This window comes from Seleniivibrio woodruffii (assembly GCF_004339245.1).
Taxonomy (GTDB): Bacteria; Chrysiogenota; Deferribacteres; order Deferribacterales; family Geovibrionaceae; genus Seleniivibrio; species Seleniivibrio woodruffii.
In genome coordinates this window covers 744,770-759,917 of sequence record NZ_SMGG01000003.1, presented here as the reverse complement: position 1 = coordinate 759,917, position 15,148 = coordinate 744,770, and the positions used below count along the sequence as shown (strand labels likewise).

Genomic DNA, 15,148 nt, shown 5'->3' with positions numbered 1-15,148 from the left:
ATAGCCGCCACCTTCAAACAGATACCGCACTGAATGGTTTGACGTGATAAGCACAACTATGCATAAAGTGCGTAATAATCTACACCTATTGTACAACATTATACCATAATTCTAACCACCAACTCTGGTAGGTTTGAGTGTTTTTTCACACTTTTTTTCACGTTATATGTAAAATAGATTTACACCCATACATGATTTCCAACGCTTTTAAACACTTGTTAAGTAACCCATATTCAGATAAGAATAGCGCTAACTGCATATTAAGGCTTATATTTGTCACTATTATTTCCACGCTCAGAACATGCCATGCGTGAACTTTACATACAGATATAATTAATCAGCAAAACAAAATATTTTTATAAAAAAATTTGCTGGTGAAAAAGAAGTGAGATAGTGAAGTCTGAATTTTGATTTGAAGAACAAAAAAGGGAGCCGAAGCTCCCTTTTGATTAGTCTACGAATTCGATGATCGCCATTGAGGCGTTGTCGCCCTGACGAAAACCGGTTTTGATTATTCTTGTATATCCGCCGGGACGCTCTTTAAATTTAGGAGCTATCTCGTCGAAGATTTTGTGAACAATCTTGATGTTGGGGAGCTTGCTGAGTGCTGTTCTGCGTGCAGCAAGGTCGCCTTTTTTACCAAGTGTAACGATGGGCTCGATGAACATACGCAGCTGTTTTGCTCTAGCTACGGTTGTTTCGATACGGCCATTGTCCACAAGAGATGTGGCAAGGTTGCGAACCATTGCCTTTCTGTGGGCAGGTTTTCTGCCGAGTCTGTTTCCGCTCACACCGTGACGCATCTATTCTTCCTCCGAATCTATACTGTTATAGCCGATAGCTTCCAGATCCATGCCGAGTGAGAGGCCAAGTTCGCAGAGAACTTTTTTGATCTCTTCCAGAGACTTGCGGCCGAAGTTCTTAGTCTTCAGCATTTCTGCATCTGTTTTCATGCAGAGTTCTGCAAGTGTCTTGATGTTGGCGTTCTTCAGACAGTTGTAAGCACGAACAGACAGCTCAAGCTCTTCAATGCTCTTGTCGAGCAGGTCGAGCAGGTGGTCGTTCTGGCTTGCGTCTTCAGACACGGAATCGTCCACTACGGGTTCATCAAAGTTGATGAAAAGGTTCATCTGATCTTTGATGATTTTTGCCGCAAAACCTATTGCGTCCTCAGGATTGATAGAACCGTCAGTTTCGATTTCCAGAGTAAGCTTATCGTAATCAGTACTCTGGCCGACACGGGCGTTTTCAACATAGTAGTTTACTTTTTTGATGGGTGTGAAAACCGCATCAACAGAAAGCATGTCCACTTCGTCGTTGTCTTTTTCAATCTCTTCGGCAGGCACATATCCGATACCTCTTTTAACAACGAACTCCATGTAGAGCTCTTTGTTGGGGTCGGTTATTGTGCAGATATGCTGGCCGGGGTCGAGTATCTCCACCATTGTGTCACCGGTGATGTCACCGGCTGTAACGGGGCCTTCGCCTCTTTTTCTGATATACACACGTCTGGTTTCGTGAGTGTGCAGTTTCAGTTCCAGCATTTTGATATTCAGAAGGATGTCTACTACATCCTCATAAACACCTTCGAGTGCGGCGAACTCGTTGCTTACGCCGTCGATCCTAACAGCTGTGACAGCCGTGCCCTCGATTGAAGAGAGCATAACACGTCTGAGGGCGTTGCCCACAGTTGTGCCGAATCCCTTCTCGTAGGGTTCTGCGACATACACGCCTTTTCTGTTAGTGACTTCACCCAGAGCTTCAATCTTTCTGGGTTTTATGATTTCATGAAAATTCATGATGATCATTATCTTAACCTCCGTGTAAAACGTTACTTGGAGTAAAGTTCCACTATCAGGTGTTCCTGAATTTCATATCCGATGTCGTCTCTTGCGGGAAGTCTGTGAACAGACGCTTTGTAGGCACCTTTATCGAGTGAGATCCACTCGGAAACGCCCCTGCCTTCCGCAGTGTCAACGCATTCTTTAATTCTAGAGTTTTCGCGTGATTTCTCGCACACGGAAACTATGTGTCCAGCTTTGATAAGGAAGCTGGGGATGTTAACGGGTTTGCCGTCCACAAGGAAATGACCGTGACCGACCATCTGTCTTGCTTCTTTGCGGCTGCCAGCGAATCCTGCTCTGTAAACGATGTTGTCCAGTCTTCTTTCAAGAAGCTGAAGCAGGTTTTCACCGGTGATGCCCTGCATCCTGGTTGCTTTGTCGAAGTAGCGGCGGAACTGTTTTTCAAGAACGCCGTACAGTCTTTTAACTTTTTGCTTTTCACGCATCTGAGTACCGTAGTCGCTCAGTTTCTTGCGTGCCTGGCCATGCTGACCGGGAGCGTAAGGTTTTTTCTCAAAACCGCATTTATCTTTGTAGCAACGCTCGCCTTTAAGGAAGAGCTTCATGCCCTCTCTACGGCAAAGTTTGCATACTGCACCTGTATACCTAGCCAACTTAAGCCTCCGTTACACTCTTCTCTTCTTTCTGGGTCTGCATCCGTTGTGGGGAACGGGTGTAACGTCCCTGATAACGGTGATTTTCATGCCGGCAGCGGCGATAGCACGGATTGCGCTCTCACGGCCTGCGCCGGGACCCTTAACGTTAACTTCCACTTCGCGCATACCGTTGTCGGCCGCTTTTTTAGCAGCCTGCTCAGCGGCTATCTGTGCTGCGAAGGGAGTGGACTTACGTGAGTTTTTAAAGCCCACGCCGCCGCCCGCTGCCCAGCAAACAGTGTTGCCCTGTGCATCGGTGAATGTTACGATAGTGTTGTTAAAAGTTGACCTGATATGAGCAACGCCTCTGGGGACGTTTTTTCTCTCTCTTTTTTTAGAGCCTCTTTTAGCCATCTTTGTTCAATCCTTACTTTTTCTTGATACCGCGCTTTCCGGCGAGACCTTTTCTTGTTCTTGCGTTGCTTCTGGTCTTCTGACCTCTGCAAGGCAAGTGCATTTTGTGTCTCTGGCCGCGATAGCAGCTGATTTCCATAAGTCTCTTAACGTTCAGAGATATCTCTTTGCGGAGATCACCTTCAACGGTAAGATTTTCCTCGATATACTTTCTGATAGCGGATATATCCTGCTCAGAAAGATCACCTATCCTTTTGGACAGGTCCACGCCGATTACGCCAAGTATTGTTTTAGCAGTTTCACGACCTACGCCGTAAATTCCTGTAAGGCCAACCTCGACTTTTTTATTGTTGTGAATGTCAACACCAGCAATACGTGCCACAAAAAGCCTCCTTTTAGCCTTGTCTCTGCTTATGTCTGGGGTTTTCGCAGATTATACGGATTACCCCTTTACGTTTGATTACTTTACACTTAGCGCATATAGGCTTAACACTAGCCCGAACTTTCATTTTTCACCCCGTCATTTCTTATGTCGGTAAGTAATTCTGCCTCTGGAAAGGTCATAAGGGGAAAGTTCCACTGTGACCTTGTCTCCTGGGAGAATTCTTATAAAGTGCATCCTCATTTTTCCAGAGAGATGCGACAGGATTACGTGCTTGTTTTCAAGCTCGACCTTAAACATTGCGTTCGGCAGAGCTTCAAGCACCGTCCCGCTGGCTTCGATAACGTCTTCTTTTTTTCCCATATGCCTTTTACATGGTTAATATTTCCGGTCCGTTCGGGGTGATGGCCACAGTGTTTTCATAATGTGCCGCTAAACTGCCGTCTTCTGTGACTGCGGTCCAGCCGTCTTTGAGGGTTTTAACACTGTAATGTCCTGCGGTAACCATAGGCTCCACAGCCAGAACCATCCCTGCACGCAGCCGCAACCCGCGATTCGGTTTACCATAATTGGGAATCGCCGGTTCTTCGTGCATTTCTCTTCCGATTCCGTGACCGAAAAAGTCTCTAACAACTCCGTATCCGTGGGACTCGCAATGTACCTGCACAGCGTGCGAGATGTCCGTGAGTCTTCCGCCGTCTACGGCCTTTTCTATACCTTTAAAGAACGACTCTTTGGTCACTCTTATAAGATCTTCAGCTTCTTTGGAAATTTTGCCCACCGCATAGGTTCGGGCAGCGTCTCCGTGAAATCCGTTTTTAAATGCCCCGACATCAACACTGATGATGTCTCCCTCGACAATTTTTCTGTCGGAGGGGATCCCGTGCACCACAACTTCGTTAATTGACGCACATATAGAGGCCGGGTATCCTCTGTAACCCTTAAAAGAGGGCAGAGCATCCCGAGAGGATATAATATTCTCTACAAATTTGTCAATATCTAATGTTGTGAGTCCGGGCTTTATAAAGTCTTCCAACTTCTCCAGCACCTCTTTCACTATGTGGCAGGGTGCCTTCATCAGCTCGATCTCGGATTTGGACTTGATTACAACCATCAGTCCAGTATCTTCTTTATCGCCGCAAAAACGTTGTCGGTTGTGTCGTCACCGTTGAGTTCATGGAATTTTCCGCTCTTGCCGTAATAGTCTTTCAGCAGTGCGGTTGTCTGGTGATAAACAGCCAGTCTTTTGCGGATTGTCTCCTCCCTGTCGTCGTCTCTGTGAACGAGGGTCTCCCCGTCGTTGTTGCAGACTCCGCCTGTCTTGGGAGGATTGAATTTAATATGATAGGTTGCTCCGCATTTGGGGCATACTCTTCTGCCTGTGTTGCGGGTAACCACCACTTCATCATCAACCTCAAGGCTGATGATATGGGTAATGGAAGTTTTAAGGTCGTTGACAAGCATTGAATCCAGAGCTTCAGCCTGAGCCGTTGTTCTGGGAAAACCGTCAAGGATGAAGCCGTTCTTGCAGTCGTCGGACTGGAAGCGCTCCTTCATCATGTCGATTATCAGCCTGTCGGGGACAAGCTGTCCGCCGTCCATGTAAACCTTAGCTTCTTTGCCAAGTTCAGATCCGGCCTTAACGGCGGCTCTGAGAAGGTCGCCTGTGGATATCTGGACAACCTTGTACTCGTCTATTATCTTCGCAGACTGTGTGCCCTTGCCCGCTCCGGGAGGGCCTAAGAAAATGAGATTAATCATTACATCTCACCTCTGGCTTTAATTCTGCCCTTCTTCAGGAAACCGTCATAATTGTTGGTCACCAGTGAAGCTTCAATTTTTGATATAACATCCATACCAACCCCCACAACGATCAGAACCGAAGTTCCGCCGAAGTAGAAAGGCACGTTGAAACCCTGAATGATTAGCTGAGGCAGAACGGCCACAGCACCAAGATAGATAGCGCCCACAAATGTCAGTCTTGACAGTGTGTAGTCTATGAATCCGGAAGTTTCCGCACCAGGTCTTTTACCGGGAATAACGCCGCCGGACTTGTTGATGTTGTCAGCGATGTCATTCGGGTTAAAGATGATGGACGTATAAAAATATGTAAAGAACACTATCATCGCCACGGTTATAACATAGTAGAACACGTGGCTGGGGGAGAAGTATAAGCTTATCTTCTGCACCACAGGGTTCTGGCTGAATGTAGCCAGAGTGCTGGGGAATGCAAGAATAGACATAGCAAAGATTATCGGGATAACCCCGGCAGGGTTAAGCCTCAGCGGCAGATAGGATGTTGTTGCAGCCGAACTGCCGCCTCCGCCTTTTCTTACATATTGAATGGGTATTCTTCTCTGTGAAGTTTCCATGAAGACAATAGCAGCGGTGACAACAAAAATGAGTGCCAGAACTATCAGCAGAACAATCAGCTGAAGCTCGCCGGACTGAAGCAGAGTAGCAGAACGGCTGACCGCAGAGGGGAAGCCCGCAATGATACCTGCAAAAATTAAGACCGACATACCGTTGCCAAGACCTTTTTCGGTAATCTTCTCGCCAAGCCACATAAGGAATACCGTACCGGTGGTCAGGGTGAGCGCCGTGAGAAGTCTGAACCCAAATCCGGGATACATAACTATAGGCGACCCTGTGGGGGACATCATCCCCTCAAGACCGATTGCGATACCGAGACCCTGTATCATACTGATAAGGACCGTACCATACCTTGTGTACCTGGTTATCTTGTCCCTGCCCTCCTGGCCTCTCTTTTTGAGTTCAGCAAGGTGAGGAACCGCAACGCTCATAAGTTCGATGATGATCGATGCGGAGATATACGGCATTACACCGAGACCGAAGACCGTCAGCTTTGACAGTGCCCCGCCCGTGAACATGTCGAAGAAACCGAGAAGGTTTCCTGACTGCTGGGCAAAAAACTGGCTGAGTGCTTCGCCGTCGATGCCGGGTGTGGGCACGTGAGCGCCCACCCGATAAACGAACAGGAAGAAAAGAGTCCAGAGGATCCTCTTCCTGAGTTCTGCTATTGAGAAGATTTCTTCTATTTTTTTAAACATTAATTACCCCAGAACAACGACTTCGCAGCCGGCTTTTTCCGCTTTCTCTTTTGCGGAGCCAGATATCTTGTCAACTTCGAGTTTCAGCTTTTTAGTGATCTCGCCGTCGCCAAGAACCTTGATACCGTCCTTATTGCCTTTCACAATACCTTTTTCTTTGAGGGTGACGAAGTTAACCAGATCACCGTCTTTGAAGTTATTGCTGATGACTTCAAGGTTTACAGTTTCATACACTGTAGCGAATTTTGCGTTGTTGAAACCTCTTTTGGGCAGTCTTCTGTTAAGAGGCATCTGACCGCCTTCAAAACCGGGTCTTGTACCGCCGCCGCTTCTGGCTTTCTGACCTTTTGTACCTTTACCGGCAGTAGTTCCGTGTCCGCTACCGCTGCCTCTTCCGAGTCTTTTTCTGTCTTTATTGGCACCGGGAGCCGGTCTCAGATCATGAAGTTCCATCTGTGTATCCTCTTAGTACTTAATGATTTCCTGAATGGTTTTGCCTCTCATTTCGGCAACCTTCTCCAGGGTTCTGATGTTCTTAAACCCGTCCATAACCGCATAGAGCGAGTTATAGGGGTTTCTGCTTCTGGTTGACTTGCAGAGGATGTTCTGAACGCCTGCCAGCTCAAAAAGTGAGCGGGTCACGCCGCCGGAGATGATACCCGTACCGGCAGCGGCGGGTTTCATTACGATTTCGCTTGAAACGAAACGTCCGATGACATCGTGGGGGATAGTGCCGTTTACAACGGGCACTTCCACCATGCTTTTCTTAGCGTTCTCGAGCGCCTTTTTAATAGCGTCCGGAACTTCTCTCGCTTTGCCGTGACCGATACCGACTTTGCCGTTCATGTCGCCGACAACAACAAGAGCTGTGAACTTGAATATACGACCGCCTTTAACGACTTTCGTAACTCTGCCTATGTTAACCACTTTATCTACAAGTTGATTTTCGCCGTTTACGTTAGCATTGTTCATAGGTTACTCCTTAGAAATCCAGTCCGGCTTCACGAGCGCCTTCAGCAAGTGCTCTGATTCTGCCGTGATACAGGAAACCGCCTCTGTCGAAAACGACCTTGCTGATTCCCTTTTCGGAAGCTCTTTTAGCAACCTCTGCGCCGATGGCTTTGGCAACTGTAAGGTTAACTTTACCTTTGAACTGCTCTTTCATCTCTTTTTCAAGAGAGCTTGCAGTTACAATGGTTGTTCCTTTCGAGTCGTCGATCACCTGTGCATAGATGTATCTGTTGCTTTTGAAAACAGCCAGTCTGGGTCTGATTTCTGAGCCCTTTACCTTTTTTCTGTTACGAACATGCCTTCTTATACGGGCAGTCGCTCTTGAAAATCCAGCCATTTCAACTCCCCTTATTTCTTACCGGTCTTGCCGGCTTTTCTAAGAATGTATTCGCCTTCGTATCTGATACCTTTACCTTTGTAAGGCTCGGGCTCTCTCAGCTTGCGGATGTCGGCAGCTACCTGACCGACGAGCTGTTTGTCGATACCGATTACGGCGATCTTTGTCTGAGTTTCCGCCTTAAGCTCGATGCCTGCGGGGGGAGTCACGACAACGGGGTGTGAGAAGCCGAGGGACAGATCAAGATCTGTTCCCTTCTGAGCAACCCTGTAACCCACACCAACAATGTCAAGCTTCTTGGTGTACCCTTGAGTAACGCCTGTCACCATGTTGCTGATGAGAGTACGTGTAAGGCCGTGAACGGATTTGGAGATTTTAGTTTCGTCCTTTCTGTCCACGTTCACTACATTACCGTCGACTGATACGACGGCTTTGTAGTGGAGTTCCTGTTCCAGCTTGCCTTTGGGGCCTGCAACGCTGACCGTGTTTCTGTCGATAGTGACGGTCACGCCTGCGGGAATATCTATAGGTTTTTTACCGATTCTAGACATTAACGCTCTCCATTACCATATCTGGCAAATGTACTCACCGCCGACTTTCTCAGCGATGCACTGCTTAACGGTCTTGATGCCTCTGGAAGTAGAAACGACACCGTTTCCAAGTCCGCCAAGTACAGGTTTAAGGTTTTTAGTGTTAATATACACTCTCTGGCCGGGTTTAGAGATTCTCTTAAGCCCGCGGATAACGGACTCGCCGTTATCATGATATTTAAGGTGTATCACCAGATTCTTTTTGTTTCCGTCTGTTACCACACGGATATTTTTTACGTAACCCTCTTCCTTAAACAGGCCTGCAACAGCCTCTTTCATTTTTGAATGAGGCATTACGACTTCTTGATGTTTAACCATAAGAGCATTACGTACTCTTGTAAGCATATCAGCGATAGGATCTGTCATTCCCATGACTTTAGTCTCCTTCTTATTACCAGCTGGACTTTCTTACGCCGGGGATTTCTCCCTCAGCGGCGAACTTCCTGAAGCAAAGTCTGCACATGTTGAACCTGCGCATGAAAGAACGGGGTCTTCCACAAATAGGGCAACGATTGTATTCCTGAACTTTGAATTTCTTCTTCTGAAATCCGCTGTGGAATTTAGCCTTAGTAGCCACTTACGCCTCCGGATTTTCGAAGGGCATGCCGAGTTCCCTGAGGAGCTCTCTAGCCTCTTCGTCAGTTTTAGCTGTTGTTGTGACGATGATGTCAAAACCTCTGATCTTATCGATTTTATCATAATCGATTTCAGGGAAGACGATCTGCTCTTTCAGACCCATGGCAAAGTTGCCTCTGCCGTCGAAAGATTTAGGGTTTACACCCGCAAAGTCTCTAACCCTGGCCAGAGCGATTCTGGTCAGCCTGAACAGGAAGTCGTATGCTGCGTCGCCGCGAAGGGTGACTTTGCATCCGATGGGCATACCTTCTCTCAGCTTGAAGCTGGCGATGGACTTTTTAGCCTTGGTGACAACCGGTTTCTGTCCCGCGATGAGGGTCATGTCTCTCAGGGCGCCTTCAACGGCTTTGGAGTTCTGAACTGCCTCGCCGACACCCATGTTAAGAGTTACCTTGTCAATTTTCGGGACCTGCATGACGTTAGCGTAGCCGAACTTTTTAATAAGTTTCGGCATAACTTCTTCTTTATAGATTCTTTTAAGTTCCGCCATTTCTTTTTAGTCTCCGTTACTTATCGATTATCTCGCCACAGGCTCTGCAAAAGCGGACTTTTTTGCCGGATTCGAGAACCTTGAGTCCAAGCTTTACGCCTTTACTGCATTTGGGGCAGTAGTACGCAACATTGGATATTGCCAGAGGCATTGTTTTGTCAACGATGCCGCCGTCGGGGTTGAACTGGTTGGGTTTAACGTGCTTTTTGGAGACGTTAACGCCTTCGCAAAACACTTTGCCGCCTTCCCTGTCCATTTTGACGACCTTAGTCTTCTTGCCTTTATCCTTACCGGTGGTAACGATAACAGGGTCGTCCTTCTTGATTTTCAGTTTAACACTCATTGAAAAACCCTCTTAGAGTACTTCGGGAGCCATTGAAACTATTTTCAGATAGCCTTTTCCGCGCAGCTCTCTGGCAACGGGTCCGAAAACCCTTGTTGCGATAGGTTCAAGGTTGTTCTTGCCCAGGATAACACATGCATTGTCATCAAACTTGATGTATGTGCCGTCGGGGCGGCGCTGTTCTTTCGCAGTGCGAACGATAACCGCTTTAACGACAGAACCTTTTTTGATGTTGCTGTCGGGTCCGGCTGCTTTCACTGTGCACACGATGATGTCGCCTATTCTTCCGTAGCGGATTTTTGATCCGCCGAGGACTTTGATGCAAAGCACTTCCTTGGCTCCTGAGTTGTCTGCAACTCTGAGTCTGGATTCAACCTGTATCATCTTATCTTACTCCTGGCTTGCGGCTTCTATGGAGCGTTGAAGAATCTTAGCCACTCTCCAGCGTTTGTCTTTGCTGAGAGGTCTAGTCTCTACGATTTCCACGGTATCGCCAACTTTGCATTCATTGTTCTCATCATGAGCCTTAAAACTTTTAGTGCTCTTGATGAACTTCTGGTAACGGGGGTGGAGTTTCAGGCTCTGGACTTTAACAACGACTGTTTTGTCCATCTTGTCGCTGACTACCACTCCTTTCCTTACTTTTCTAGCGTTTCTGGCTTCCATTATTTGCCCTCGGTGCTTTTCTCGTTCAGGATGGTCTGAATACGAGCTATGTCTTTTTTAGCCTTTCTGATAAGTGAGGAATCCTCAATATCGCCTGTGGCCAGTTTAAACTTCATTCTGAAGATATTTTCGCTGAGCTCAAGCTCTTTCGCTTTCAGCTCGGCAACACTAAGTGCTTTCAGTTCTGCTGCTTTCATTGTGCTGCCTCCACTGTTTCACGTCTTACGAACTTGGTCTTAACGGGCAGTTTGTGAGATGCTCTTCTGAACGCCTCTTTTGCCTGTTCTTCTGTAACACCGCCAACTTCATAAAGGATGGTTCCTTCTTTAACGGGAGCCACATAGTACTCAACCGCACCCTTACCTTTACCCTGTCTTACTTCAAGGGGCTTAGAGGTTATGGGTTTGTGAGGGAAGATGCGGATAATAAGGTTTCCGCCTCTTTTCAGGTATCTGTTGATAGCGATCCTCGCGGATTCTATCTGACGGCTGGTAAGCTTTGCTTTGCCGTCTGCAGCAAGACCGAAGTCGCCGAAAGCCACATAGTGACCTTTAGACGCAACACCTTTGATGCGGCCTTTGAACTGCTTTCTGTATTTCATTCTATTGGGTGTAAGCATTACTCACCTGCCTCTGTTCTGCCTCTGTCCTCGAGAACTTCACCTGTGAAGACCCAAACTTTGATACCGATGATACCGTAAGTTGTAAGGGCTTCCGTGGTGCCGTAGTCGATGTCCGCACGAAGCGTCTGAAGCGGAACTCGTCCTTTGATGTACCATTCTGTTCTTGCCATGTCAGCGCCGGCAAGACGGCCGGAACAAGCAACTCTGATTCCCAGAGCGCCTGATTTCATAGCCTGAAGAACGGCTTTTTTCATTGCACGTCTGAAAGCTACACGTCTCTGGATCTGCATAGCGATGTTCTCGCCGATGAGGAGAGCGTTGATTTCGGGTTTCTTAACTTCTCTGATAACCAGAAGAACTTCGGAATCCGTAAATCTTTTCAGATCTCTTTTCAGTTTATCGATTTCAGCGCCTTTTTTACCGATAACGATACCGGGGCGTGATGTGTTAAGAGTGATGCGCACTCTGTTACCCATACGCTCGATCCCGATTCTGGCAAGACCGGCCTGAGCAAGCTTTTCTTTAAGATACTTTCTGATCTTGATATCTTCAAGAAGCTGCTGTCTGTATTCTTTTTTATTGGCATACCAAGTTGATTTCCAGGGCTTGTTTATGCCAATTCTGTATCCGTTAGGATTAACTTTTTGTCCCACCGAATCCTCCCTTAGTCTGAAAGCACGACAGTGATGTGGCTTGTAGGTTTGCGGATAAGGGATGCTCTTCCGTAGGCTCTGGGTGTGAACCTCTTCATAGCGGGACCTGAATCCACTCTAACCTCTTTTACAACCATACGGCTGGCATCTGTGTGACCATGGTTTTCCTCTGCGTTGCTTGCAGCGGATTTGATGGTTTTATACAGAATCTCTGCGCCTTTGTTAGGGGTAAACTTAAGGATAGCAAGAGCTTCCTCAACTTTTTTACCTCTGATAAGGTCAGCTACAGGGCGAGTTTTTCTGGTGGAAACTCTCTGAAACCTTGCGTAAGCTTTAGCTTCCATGTTATCTGCCCCTTACCTTTTTGTCGTCTTTCTTGTGACTTCTGAAAGTTCTGGTGAGTGCAAATTCACCAAGTTTATGGCCAACCATGTTCTCTGTTACGAAAACAGGGATGAACTTCTGTCCGTTGTGGACCGCAAATGTCAGGCCGACCATCTCAGGAATCACGGTGCTTCTTCTAGACCAAGTCTTAATGACTTTTTTATCGCCGCTTTCTTTGGCAACCATCACCTTCTTTTCGAGGTGATCATCCAGGAAAGGGCCTTTCTTTAATGACCTAGGCACTTGTCAATCCTCCTACTTCTTCCTGCGGGAAACTATGTACTTGTTAGAGGGCTTGTTTTTGGCTCTTGTTTTGTAGCCCTTAGTAGGAACGCCCCAGGGGGTCACAGGGTGACGGCCACCGGAAGTTCTACCCTCACCACCACCATGGGGGTGATCAACAGGGTTCATCGCAACGCCTCGAACAGTAGGTCTTACGCCTTTCCAACGAGTTCTACCCGCTTTACCGATTTGAATGTTCTCATGCTCGGTGTTGCTTACCTGACCGATAGTGGCTTTGCACTCGGCTTTGATAAGTCTGATCTCACCGGAAGGCATGCGGACGTGGCAATAGGTTCCCTCTTTAGCGAGAAGCTGTGCGTATGTTCCTGCGGAACGGGCAAGCTGACCGCCTTTACCGGGCCTCATCTCCACGTTGTGCACAACTGTACCCACGGGCATGTCTTTCAGCATCTTAGCGTTGCCGAGTTTGATATCCGCTTCCGTACCGCTGTGGATCTTGTCTCCAACTTTAAGACCAAGGGGAGCAAGGATATATCTTTTCTCACCGTCAGCATAAAACACAAGAGCGATTCTTGCGCTTCTGTTAGGATCGTACTCGATTGTTTTAACACTTGCTTCTATGTTGTCTTTGTTTCTCTTGAAATCTATCAGACGATATTTTCTTTTGTTCCCGCCGCCTTTGTGTCTGACTGTGATGCGACCGTTGTTAGTACGGCCTGCATGTTTAGACAGGGGCGCCAGCAGGGACTTTTCAGGCTGATCGGTTGTCACATCCTGGAAGTCGCTGTTGGTTCTGAACCTTACACCGTCTGAAGTCGGTTTAAACTTCTTGATTCCCATTTAAGATTCCTCTCTTACACAAACTCCAGTTTTTCGCCATCAGCCAGAACAACAATGGCTTTTTTCCAGTCGCTTCTTTTGCCCATTGTGCGGCCGAAACGCTTTGCTTTGCCTTTGTAGTTCATAGTTCTGACATCTTTCACTTTCACGTTGAACAGTTTTTCAACTGCCAGTTTGATGAGCTTTTTAGAAGCTCTCGCATCAGTTGCGAAAGTTACTTGATTAAGGTTCTCTTTCATCTCAACAGCCTTCTCAGTGATGAGGGGCTTTTTGATTACGTTGTACATTGAAAGCAGACTCATACGAGAACCTCCTGAATACGTCCGATTGCATCCTGGCAAAGCAGGATTGTGCGGGCGTTAAGAACGTCATAAACGTTCAGACCGTTAACGTTGAGAAGGTCAACATAGGGTACGTTGCGGAAAGCTCTTTCTGATTTCTCATCAAGCTCGCCGTATACCACGAGAACCTTTCTGTCAGCAGAGAAATTCTTAAGGATTTCAACTGCTTCTTTGGTCTTACCGTCAGCAACGTTCAGCGCATCAATAACATGAAGCGCGCCGGCTTCGGATTTTGCCCTGATTGCAGATTTAAGAGCGTTCTTAACCTTTTTCTTGGGCATAGTGTAAGCATAGTCTCTGGGATGGGGACCGAATGCTATTGCTCCGCCTCTCCAGAGGGGAGACTTTTTAGAACCGGATCTTGCACGGCCTGTGCCTTTCTGTCTCCAGGGTTTCGCACCTTTACCGCCGTCCATTCTGGCTCTGTTGAGTGTGGAATGCGTGCCTGCTCTCTTAGAGGCAAGCTGCATAATTACCACCTCGTGCATCAGGGTAGGTTTTACAGGATACGACATTATTTCGTCGCTCAGATCAACCTGACCCACTTTTTCGTTTTTCACGTTTTTAACGTCAAAAGTAGCCATTAGTTCCTCAGATTACTTTTTAGCCTTAACTGCTTGTTTGATGTAGACGACTCCGTCTTCATGGCCGGGTACCGCACCTTTAATAAGCAGCAGGTTTGTTTCAGGTATTACTTTCACCACTTGCAGGTTCTGAACGGAAACAGTTTTTCCGCCCATTCTGCCAGGCATCTTCTTTCCCTTCGCTGTTTCGCCGGGGAATTCGCACATCCCTATTGAGCCGGGTACGTTGTGGAAGTGTGAACCGTGGGTCTTGGGACCGCCCGCAAATCCATATCTCTTAACAACACCCTGAAAGCCCTTACCAATGGATGTTCCCTGAACATCAATGAGATCGCCTTCCTCAAAGATCGTAACATTGACCTGCTCGCCGACAGCTTTATCCGAGCCGGATTCAGTTCTGAATTCCTTCAGATACTTGTGGGGCTTAACGCCCTGTTTCTTGAAATATCCGGCCATGGGTTTGTTTACTTTGCCGTCTTTGACGATTTCTTCATAACCCAGCTGAATGGCACAGTACCCGTCTTTGTCCTTGGTTCTGACTTCGGTAACGACACAGGGGCCAGCTTGCACAACGGTGACAGGCACTACGGTTCCGTCTTCTTTAAAGACCTGTGTCATACCCACTTTTTTGCCGATAATTGCTTTTGCCATTTTCGTCTTTTCCTACTCTTAGAGTTTTATTTCTACGTCAACGCCTGCGGAAAGTTCCAGTTTCATAAGGGCATCAATAGTTTGAGGGTTGTGCTCAAAAATGTCGATGAGCCTTTTATGAGTCCTTACTTCATACTGGTCTCTCGCGTCCTTGTTAACGTGAGGGGACTTGAGGATAGTAAACTTTTCAATCGAAGTAGGCAGCGGGATGGGTCCCACTACCTCTGCGCCTGTACGTTTCGCAGTGTTGACGATGTCTTTCACTGCTTTATCCAGAATTCTGTAATCGAAAGCCTTAAGCTTTATTCTGATCTTTTGATTTTCCATTACTTCGCCTATTACTCAGAGATCTCAACAACCACGCCTGCGCCAACAGTACGTCCGCCTTCACGGATTGCGAAGCGAAGACCGGGGTCCATAGCGATGGGTGTGATAAGTTCAACATCACAA

At 47.2% G+C, this 15,148-nt stretch carries 31 protein-coding genes; all 31 read right to left on the bottom strand.

Annotated elements, in window-relative coordinates; all coding sequences use genetic code 11:
• Positions 1-449: 449 nt before the first annotated feature.
• Positions 450-803: a 50S ribosomal protein L17 gene (gene rplQ, locus C8D98_RS03720; RefSeq protein ID WP_132872140.1), complete on the bottom strand. Its 354-nt coding sequence runs from the start codon at positions 801-803 to the stop codon at positions 450-452.
• Complete coding sequence (locus tag C8D98_RS03715; protein WP_132872138.1) at positions 804-1,808, bottom strand: DNA-directed RNA polymerase subunit alpha; 1,005 nt, start codon at positions 1,806-1,808, stop codon at positions 804-806.
• 23 nt (positions 1,809-1,831) lie between these two features.
• Entirely contained in the window at positions 1,832-2,458 is a 627-nt protein-coding gene (gene rpsD / locus C8D98_RS03710) for a 30S ribosomal protein S4 (protein WP_132872136.1), read from the bottom strand.
• A gap of 12 nt (positions 2,459-2,470) precedes the next feature.
• Complete coding sequence (rpsK, locus tag C8D98_RS03705) at positions 2,471-2,854, bottom strand: 30S ribosomal protein S11 (protein WP_132872134.1); 384 nt, start codon at positions 2,852-2,854, stop codon at positions 2,471-2,473.
• 13 nt (positions 2,855-2,867) lie between these two features.
• Complete coding sequence (gene rpsM / locus C8D98_RS03700; RefSeq protein ID WP_132872132.1) at positions 2,868-3,236, bottom strand: 30S ribosomal protein S13; 369 nt, start codon at positions 3,234-3,236, stop codon at positions 2,868-2,870.
• A gap of 13 nt (positions 3,237-3,249) precedes the next feature.
• The gene (gene rpmJ / locus C8D98_RS03695) at positions 3,250-3,363 is read right to left on the bottom strand and encodes a 50S ribosomal protein L36 (protein ID WP_132872130.1); all 114 of its coding nucleotides are present in this window, start codon (positions 3,361-3,363) and stop codon (positions 3,250-3,252) included.
• Between the two features lie 11 nt (positions 3,364-3,374).
• Positions 3,375-3,599, bottom strand: a complete 225-nt coding sequence (gene infA, locus C8D98_RS03690) for a translation initiation factor IF-1 (protein ID WP_132872128.1) — start codon at positions 3,597-3,599, stop codon at positions 3,375-3,377.
• Between the two features lie 7 nt (positions 3,600-3,606).
• Positions 3,607-4,350, bottom strand: coding sequence for a type I methionyl aminopeptidase (gene map, locus C8D98_RS03685; protein WP_132872126.1), 744 nt, complete (start codon positions 4,348-4,350; stop codon positions 3,607-3,609).
• Positions 4,350-4,997 carry an adenylate kinase gene (locus tag C8D98_RS03680; RefSeq protein WP_132872124.1) on the bottom strand — a complete coding sequence of 216 codons (648 nt, stop codon included), beginning with the start codon at positions 4,995-4,997 and terminating at the stop codon, positions 4,350-4,352. The genes map and C8D98_RS03680 overlap by 1 nt, the downstream gene beginning before the upstream one ends.
• Positions 4,997-6,307, bottom strand: a complete 1,311-nt coding sequence (gene secY, locus C8D98_RS03675) for a preprotein translocase subunit SecY (RefSeq protein WP_132872122.1) — start codon at positions 6,305-6,307, stop codon at positions 4,997-4,999. Before secY ends, C8D98_RS03680 begins: the two co-directional genes overlap by 1 nt.
• A 3-nt stretch (positions 6,308-6,310) precedes the next feature.
• Complete coding sequence (gene rplO / locus C8D98_RS03670) at positions 6,311-6,760, bottom strand: 50S ribosomal protein L15 (RefSeq protein WP_132872120.1); 450 nt, start codon at positions 6,758-6,760, stop codon at positions 6,311-6,313.
• 12 nt (positions 6,761-6,772) lie between these two features.
• The gene (gene rpsE / locus C8D98_RS03665; RefSeq protein ID WP_132872118.1) at positions 6,773-7,279 is read right to left on the bottom strand and encodes a 30S ribosomal protein S5; all 507 of its coding nucleotides are present in this window, start codon (positions 7,277-7,279) and stop codon (positions 6,773-6,775) included.
• A gap of 10 nt (positions 7,280-7,289) precedes the next feature.
• Positions 7,290-7,655: a 50S ribosomal protein L18 gene (gene rplR / locus C8D98_RS03660; RefSeq protein ID WP_132872117.1), complete on the bottom strand. Its 366-nt coding sequence runs from the start codon at positions 7,653-7,655 to the stop codon at positions 7,290-7,292.
• An 11-nt stretch (positions 7,656-7,666) separates the two neighbouring features.
• Positions 7,667-8,206, bottom strand: a complete 540-nt coding sequence (gene rplF, locus C8D98_RS03655) for a 50S ribosomal protein L6 (protein WP_132872115.1) — start codon at positions 8,204-8,206, stop codon at positions 7,667-7,669.
• Positions 8,207-8,218: 12 nt separating this feature from the next.
• Positions 8,219-8,617: a 30S ribosomal protein S8 gene (gene rpsH, locus C8D98_RS03650; RefSeq protein ID WP_132872113.1), complete on the bottom strand. Its 399-nt coding sequence runs from the start codon at positions 8,615-8,617 to the stop codon at positions 8,219-8,221.
• Positions 8,618-8,636: 19 nt separating this feature from the next.
• Positions 8,637-8,822 carry a type Z 30S ribosomal protein S14 gene (locus tag C8D98_RS03645; protein ID WP_132872111.1) on the bottom strand — a complete coding sequence of 62 codons (186 nt, stop codon included), beginning with the start codon at positions 8,820-8,822 and terminating at the stop codon, positions 8,637-8,639.
• Positions 8,823-9,371 (bottom strand): 50S ribosomal protein L5, encoded by a 549-nt coding sequence (gene rplE / locus C8D98_RS03640; protein ID WP_132872110.1) that lies wholly within the window; start codon positions 9,369-9,371, stop codon positions 8,823-8,825.
• A 16-nt stretch (positions 9,372-9,387) separates the two neighbouring features.
• A complete protein-coding gene (gene rplX / locus C8D98_RS03635; protein ID WP_132872108.1) occupies positions 9,388-9,714 on the bottom strand; it encodes a 50S ribosomal protein L24 in 327 nt (108 codons plus the stop codon).
• A gap of 12 nt (positions 9,715-9,726) precedes the next feature.
• Positions 9,727-10,098: a 50S ribosomal protein L14 gene (rplN, locus tag C8D98_RS03630; protein ID WP_132872106.1), complete on the bottom strand. Its 372-nt coding sequence runs from the start codon at positions 10,096-10,098 to the stop codon at positions 9,727-9,729.
• Positions 10,099-10,104: 6 nt separating this feature from the next.
• Positions 10,105-10,380 (bottom strand): 30S ribosomal protein S17, encoded by a 276-nt coding sequence (gene rpsQ / locus C8D98_RS03625; protein WP_186434592.1) that lies wholly within the window; start codon positions 10,378-10,380, stop codon positions 10,105-10,107.
• The gene (gene rpmC, locus C8D98_RS03620) at positions 10,380-10,577 is read right to left on the bottom strand and encodes a 50S ribosomal protein L29 (RefSeq protein ID WP_132872103.1); all 198 of its coding nucleotides are present in this window, start codon (positions 10,575-10,577) and stop codon (positions 10,380-10,382) included. The genes rpsQ and rpmC overlap by 1 nt, the downstream gene beginning before the upstream one ends.
• Entirely contained in the window at positions 10,574-10,999 is a 426-nt protein-coding gene (rplP, locus tag C8D98_RS03615) for a 50S ribosomal protein L16 (protein ID WP_132872101.1), read from the bottom strand. Before rplP ends, rpmC begins: the two co-directional genes overlap by 4 nt.
• A complete protein-coding gene (gene rpsC, locus C8D98_RS03610) occupies positions 10,999-11,655 on the bottom strand; it encodes a 30S ribosomal protein S3 (RefSeq protein ID WP_132872099.1) in 657 nt (218 codons plus the stop codon). Before rpsC ends, rplP begins: the two co-directional genes overlap by 1 nt.
• Before the next feature lie 11 nt (positions 11,656-11,666).
• Complete coding sequence (gene rplV / locus C8D98_RS03605) at positions 11,667-11,999, bottom strand: 50S ribosomal protein L22 (protein ID WP_132872097.1); 333 nt, start codon at positions 11,997-11,999, stop codon at positions 11,667-11,669.
• 1 nt (position 12,000) lies between these two features.
• Positions 12,001-12,282, bottom strand: a complete 282-nt coding sequence (rpsS, locus tag C8D98_RS03600; RefSeq protein WP_132872096.1) for a 30S ribosomal protein S19 — start codon at positions 12,280-12,282, stop codon at positions 12,001-12,003.
• Positions 12,283-12,294: 12 nt separating this feature from the next.
• Positions 12,295-13,122, bottom strand: a complete 828-nt coding sequence (gene rplB / locus C8D98_RS03595; protein ID WP_132872094.1) for a 50S ribosomal protein L2 — start codon at positions 13,120-13,122, stop codon at positions 12,295-12,297.
• A gap of 14 nt (positions 13,123-13,136) precedes the next feature.
• Complete coding sequence (locus C8D98_RS03590; protein ID WP_165871172.1) at positions 13,137-13,424, bottom strand: 50S ribosomal protein L23; 288 nt, start codon at positions 13,422-13,424, stop codon at positions 13,137-13,139.
• Positions 13,421-14,047: a 50S ribosomal protein L4 gene (rplD, locus tag C8D98_RS03585; RefSeq protein WP_132872092.1), complete on the bottom strand. Its 627-nt coding sequence runs from the start codon at positions 14,045-14,047 to the stop codon at positions 13,421-13,423. The genes C8D98_RS03590 and rplD overlap by 4 nt, the downstream gene beginning before the upstream one ends.
• Before the next feature lie 12 nt (positions 14,048-14,059).
• Entirely contained in the window at positions 14,060-14,698 is a 639-nt protein-coding gene (rplC, locus tag C8D98_RS03580; RefSeq protein WP_132872090.1) for a 50S ribosomal protein L3, read from the bottom strand.
• 18 nt (positions 14,699-14,716) lie between these two features.
• Positions 14,717-15,025, bottom strand: coding sequence for a 30S ribosomal protein S10 (rpsJ, locus tag C8D98_RS03575; RefSeq protein WP_132872088.1), 309 nt, complete (start codon positions 15,023-15,025; stop codon positions 14,717-14,719).
• 11 nt (positions 15,026-15,036) lie between these two features.
• Positions 15,037-15,148, bottom strand: a 112-nt coding sequence (locus tag C8D98_RS14045) for an EF-Tu C-terminal domain-related protein (RefSeq protein WP_430726980.1), incomplete at its 5' end; no start/stop codon positions are given.

Excerpts from the sequence above, each read along its gene's own strand:
- rplQ (WP_132872140.1), bottom strand. The coding sequence starts at position 803 with ATGCGTCACGGTGTGAGCGGAAACAGACTCGGCAGAAAACCTGCCCAC.
- C8D98_RS03715 (WP_132872138.1), bottom strand. The coding sequence starts at position 1,808 with ATGATCATCATGAATTTTCATGAAATCATAAAACCCAGAAAGATTGAA.
- rpsK (WP_132872134.1), bottom strand. The coding sequence starts at position 2,854 with ATGGCTAAAAGAGGCTCTAAAAAAAGAGAGAGAAAAAACGTCCCCAGA.
- rpmJ (WP_132872130.1), bottom strand. The coding sequence starts at position 3,363 with ATGAAAGTTCGGGCTAGTGTTAAGCCTATATGCGCTAAGTGTAAAGTA.
- infA (WP_132872128.1), bottom strand. The coding sequence starts at position 3,599 with ATGGGAAAAAAAGAAGACGTTATCGAAGCCAGCGGGACGGTGCTTGAA.
- map (WP_132872126.1), bottom strand. The coding sequence starts at position 4,350 with ATGGTTGTAATCAAGTCCAAATCCGAGATCGAGCTGATGAAGGCACCC.
- C8D98_RS03680 (WP_132872124.1), bottom strand. The coding sequence starts at position 4,997 with ATGATTAATCTCATTTTCTTAGGCCCTCCCGGAGCGGGCAAGGGCACA.
- secY (WP_132872122.1), bottom strand. The coding sequence starts at position 6,307 with ATGTTTAAAAAAATAGAAGAAATCTTCTCAATAGCAGAACTCAGGAAG.
- rplO (WP_132872120.1), bottom strand. The coding sequence starts at position 6,760 with ATGGAACTTCATGATCTGAGACCGGCTCCCGGTGCCAATAAAGACAGA.
- rpsE (WP_132872118.1), bottom strand. The coding sequence starts at position 7,279 with ATGAACAATGCTAACGTAAACGGCGAAAATCAACTTGTAGATAAAGTG.
- rplR (WP_132872117.1), bottom strand. The coding sequence starts at position 7,655 with ATGGCTGGATTTTCAAGAGCGACTGCCCGTATAAGAAGGCATGTTCGT.
- rplF (WP_132872115.1), bottom strand. The coding sequence starts at position 8,206 with ATGTCTAGAATCGGTAAAAAACCTATAGATATTCCCGCAGGCGTGACC.
- rpsH (WP_132872113.1), bottom strand. The coding sequence starts at position 8,617 with ATGGGAATGACAGATCCTATCGCTGATATGCTTACAAGAGTACGTAAT.
- rplE (WP_132872110.1), bottom strand. The coding sequence starts at position 9,371 with ATGGCGGAACTTAAAAGAATCTATAAAGAAGAAGTTATGCCGAAACTT.
- rplX (WP_132872108.1), bottom strand. The coding sequence starts at position 9,714 with ATGAGTGTTAAACTGAAAATCAAGAAGGACGACCCTGTTATCGTTACC.
- rplN (WP_132872106.1), bottom strand. The coding sequence starts at position 10,098 with ATGATACAGGTTGAATCCAGACTCAGAGTTGCAGACAACTCAGGAGCC.
- rpsQ (WP_186434592.1), bottom strand. The coding sequence starts at position 10,380 with ATGGAAGCCAGAAACGCTAGAAAAGTAAGGAAAGGAGTGGTAGTCAGC.
- rpmC (WP_132872103.1), bottom strand. The coding sequence starts at position 10,577 with ATGAAAGCAGCAGAACTGAAAGCACTTAGTGTTGCCGAGCTGAAAGCG.
- rplP (WP_132872101.1), bottom strand. The coding sequence starts at position 10,999 with ATGCTTACACCCAATAGAATGAAATACAGAAAGCAGTTCAAAGGCCGC.
- rplV (WP_132872097.1), bottom strand. The coding sequence starts at position 11,999 with ATGGAAGCTAAAGCTTACGCAAGGTTTCAGAGAGTTTCCACCAGAAAA.
- rplB (WP_132872094.1), bottom strand. The coding sequence starts at position 13,122 with ATGGGAATCAAGAAGTTTAAACCGACTTCAGACGGTGTAAGGTTCAGA.
- C8D98_RS03590 (WP_165871172.1), bottom strand. The coding sequence starts at position 13,424 with ATGAGTCTGCTTTCAATGTACAACGTAATCAAAAAGCCCCTCATCACT.
- rplD (WP_132872092.1), bottom strand. The coding sequence starts at position 14,047 with ATGGCTACTTTTGACGTTAAAAACGTGAAAAACGAAAAAGTGGGTCAG.
- rplC (WP_132872090.1), bottom strand. The coding sequence starts at position 14,698 with ATGGCAAAAGCAATTATCGGCAAAAAAGTGGGTATGACACAGGTCTTT.
- rpsJ (WP_132872088.1), bottom strand. The coding sequence starts at position 15,025 with ATGGAAAATCAAAAGATCAGAATAAAGCTTAAGGCTTTCGATTACAGA.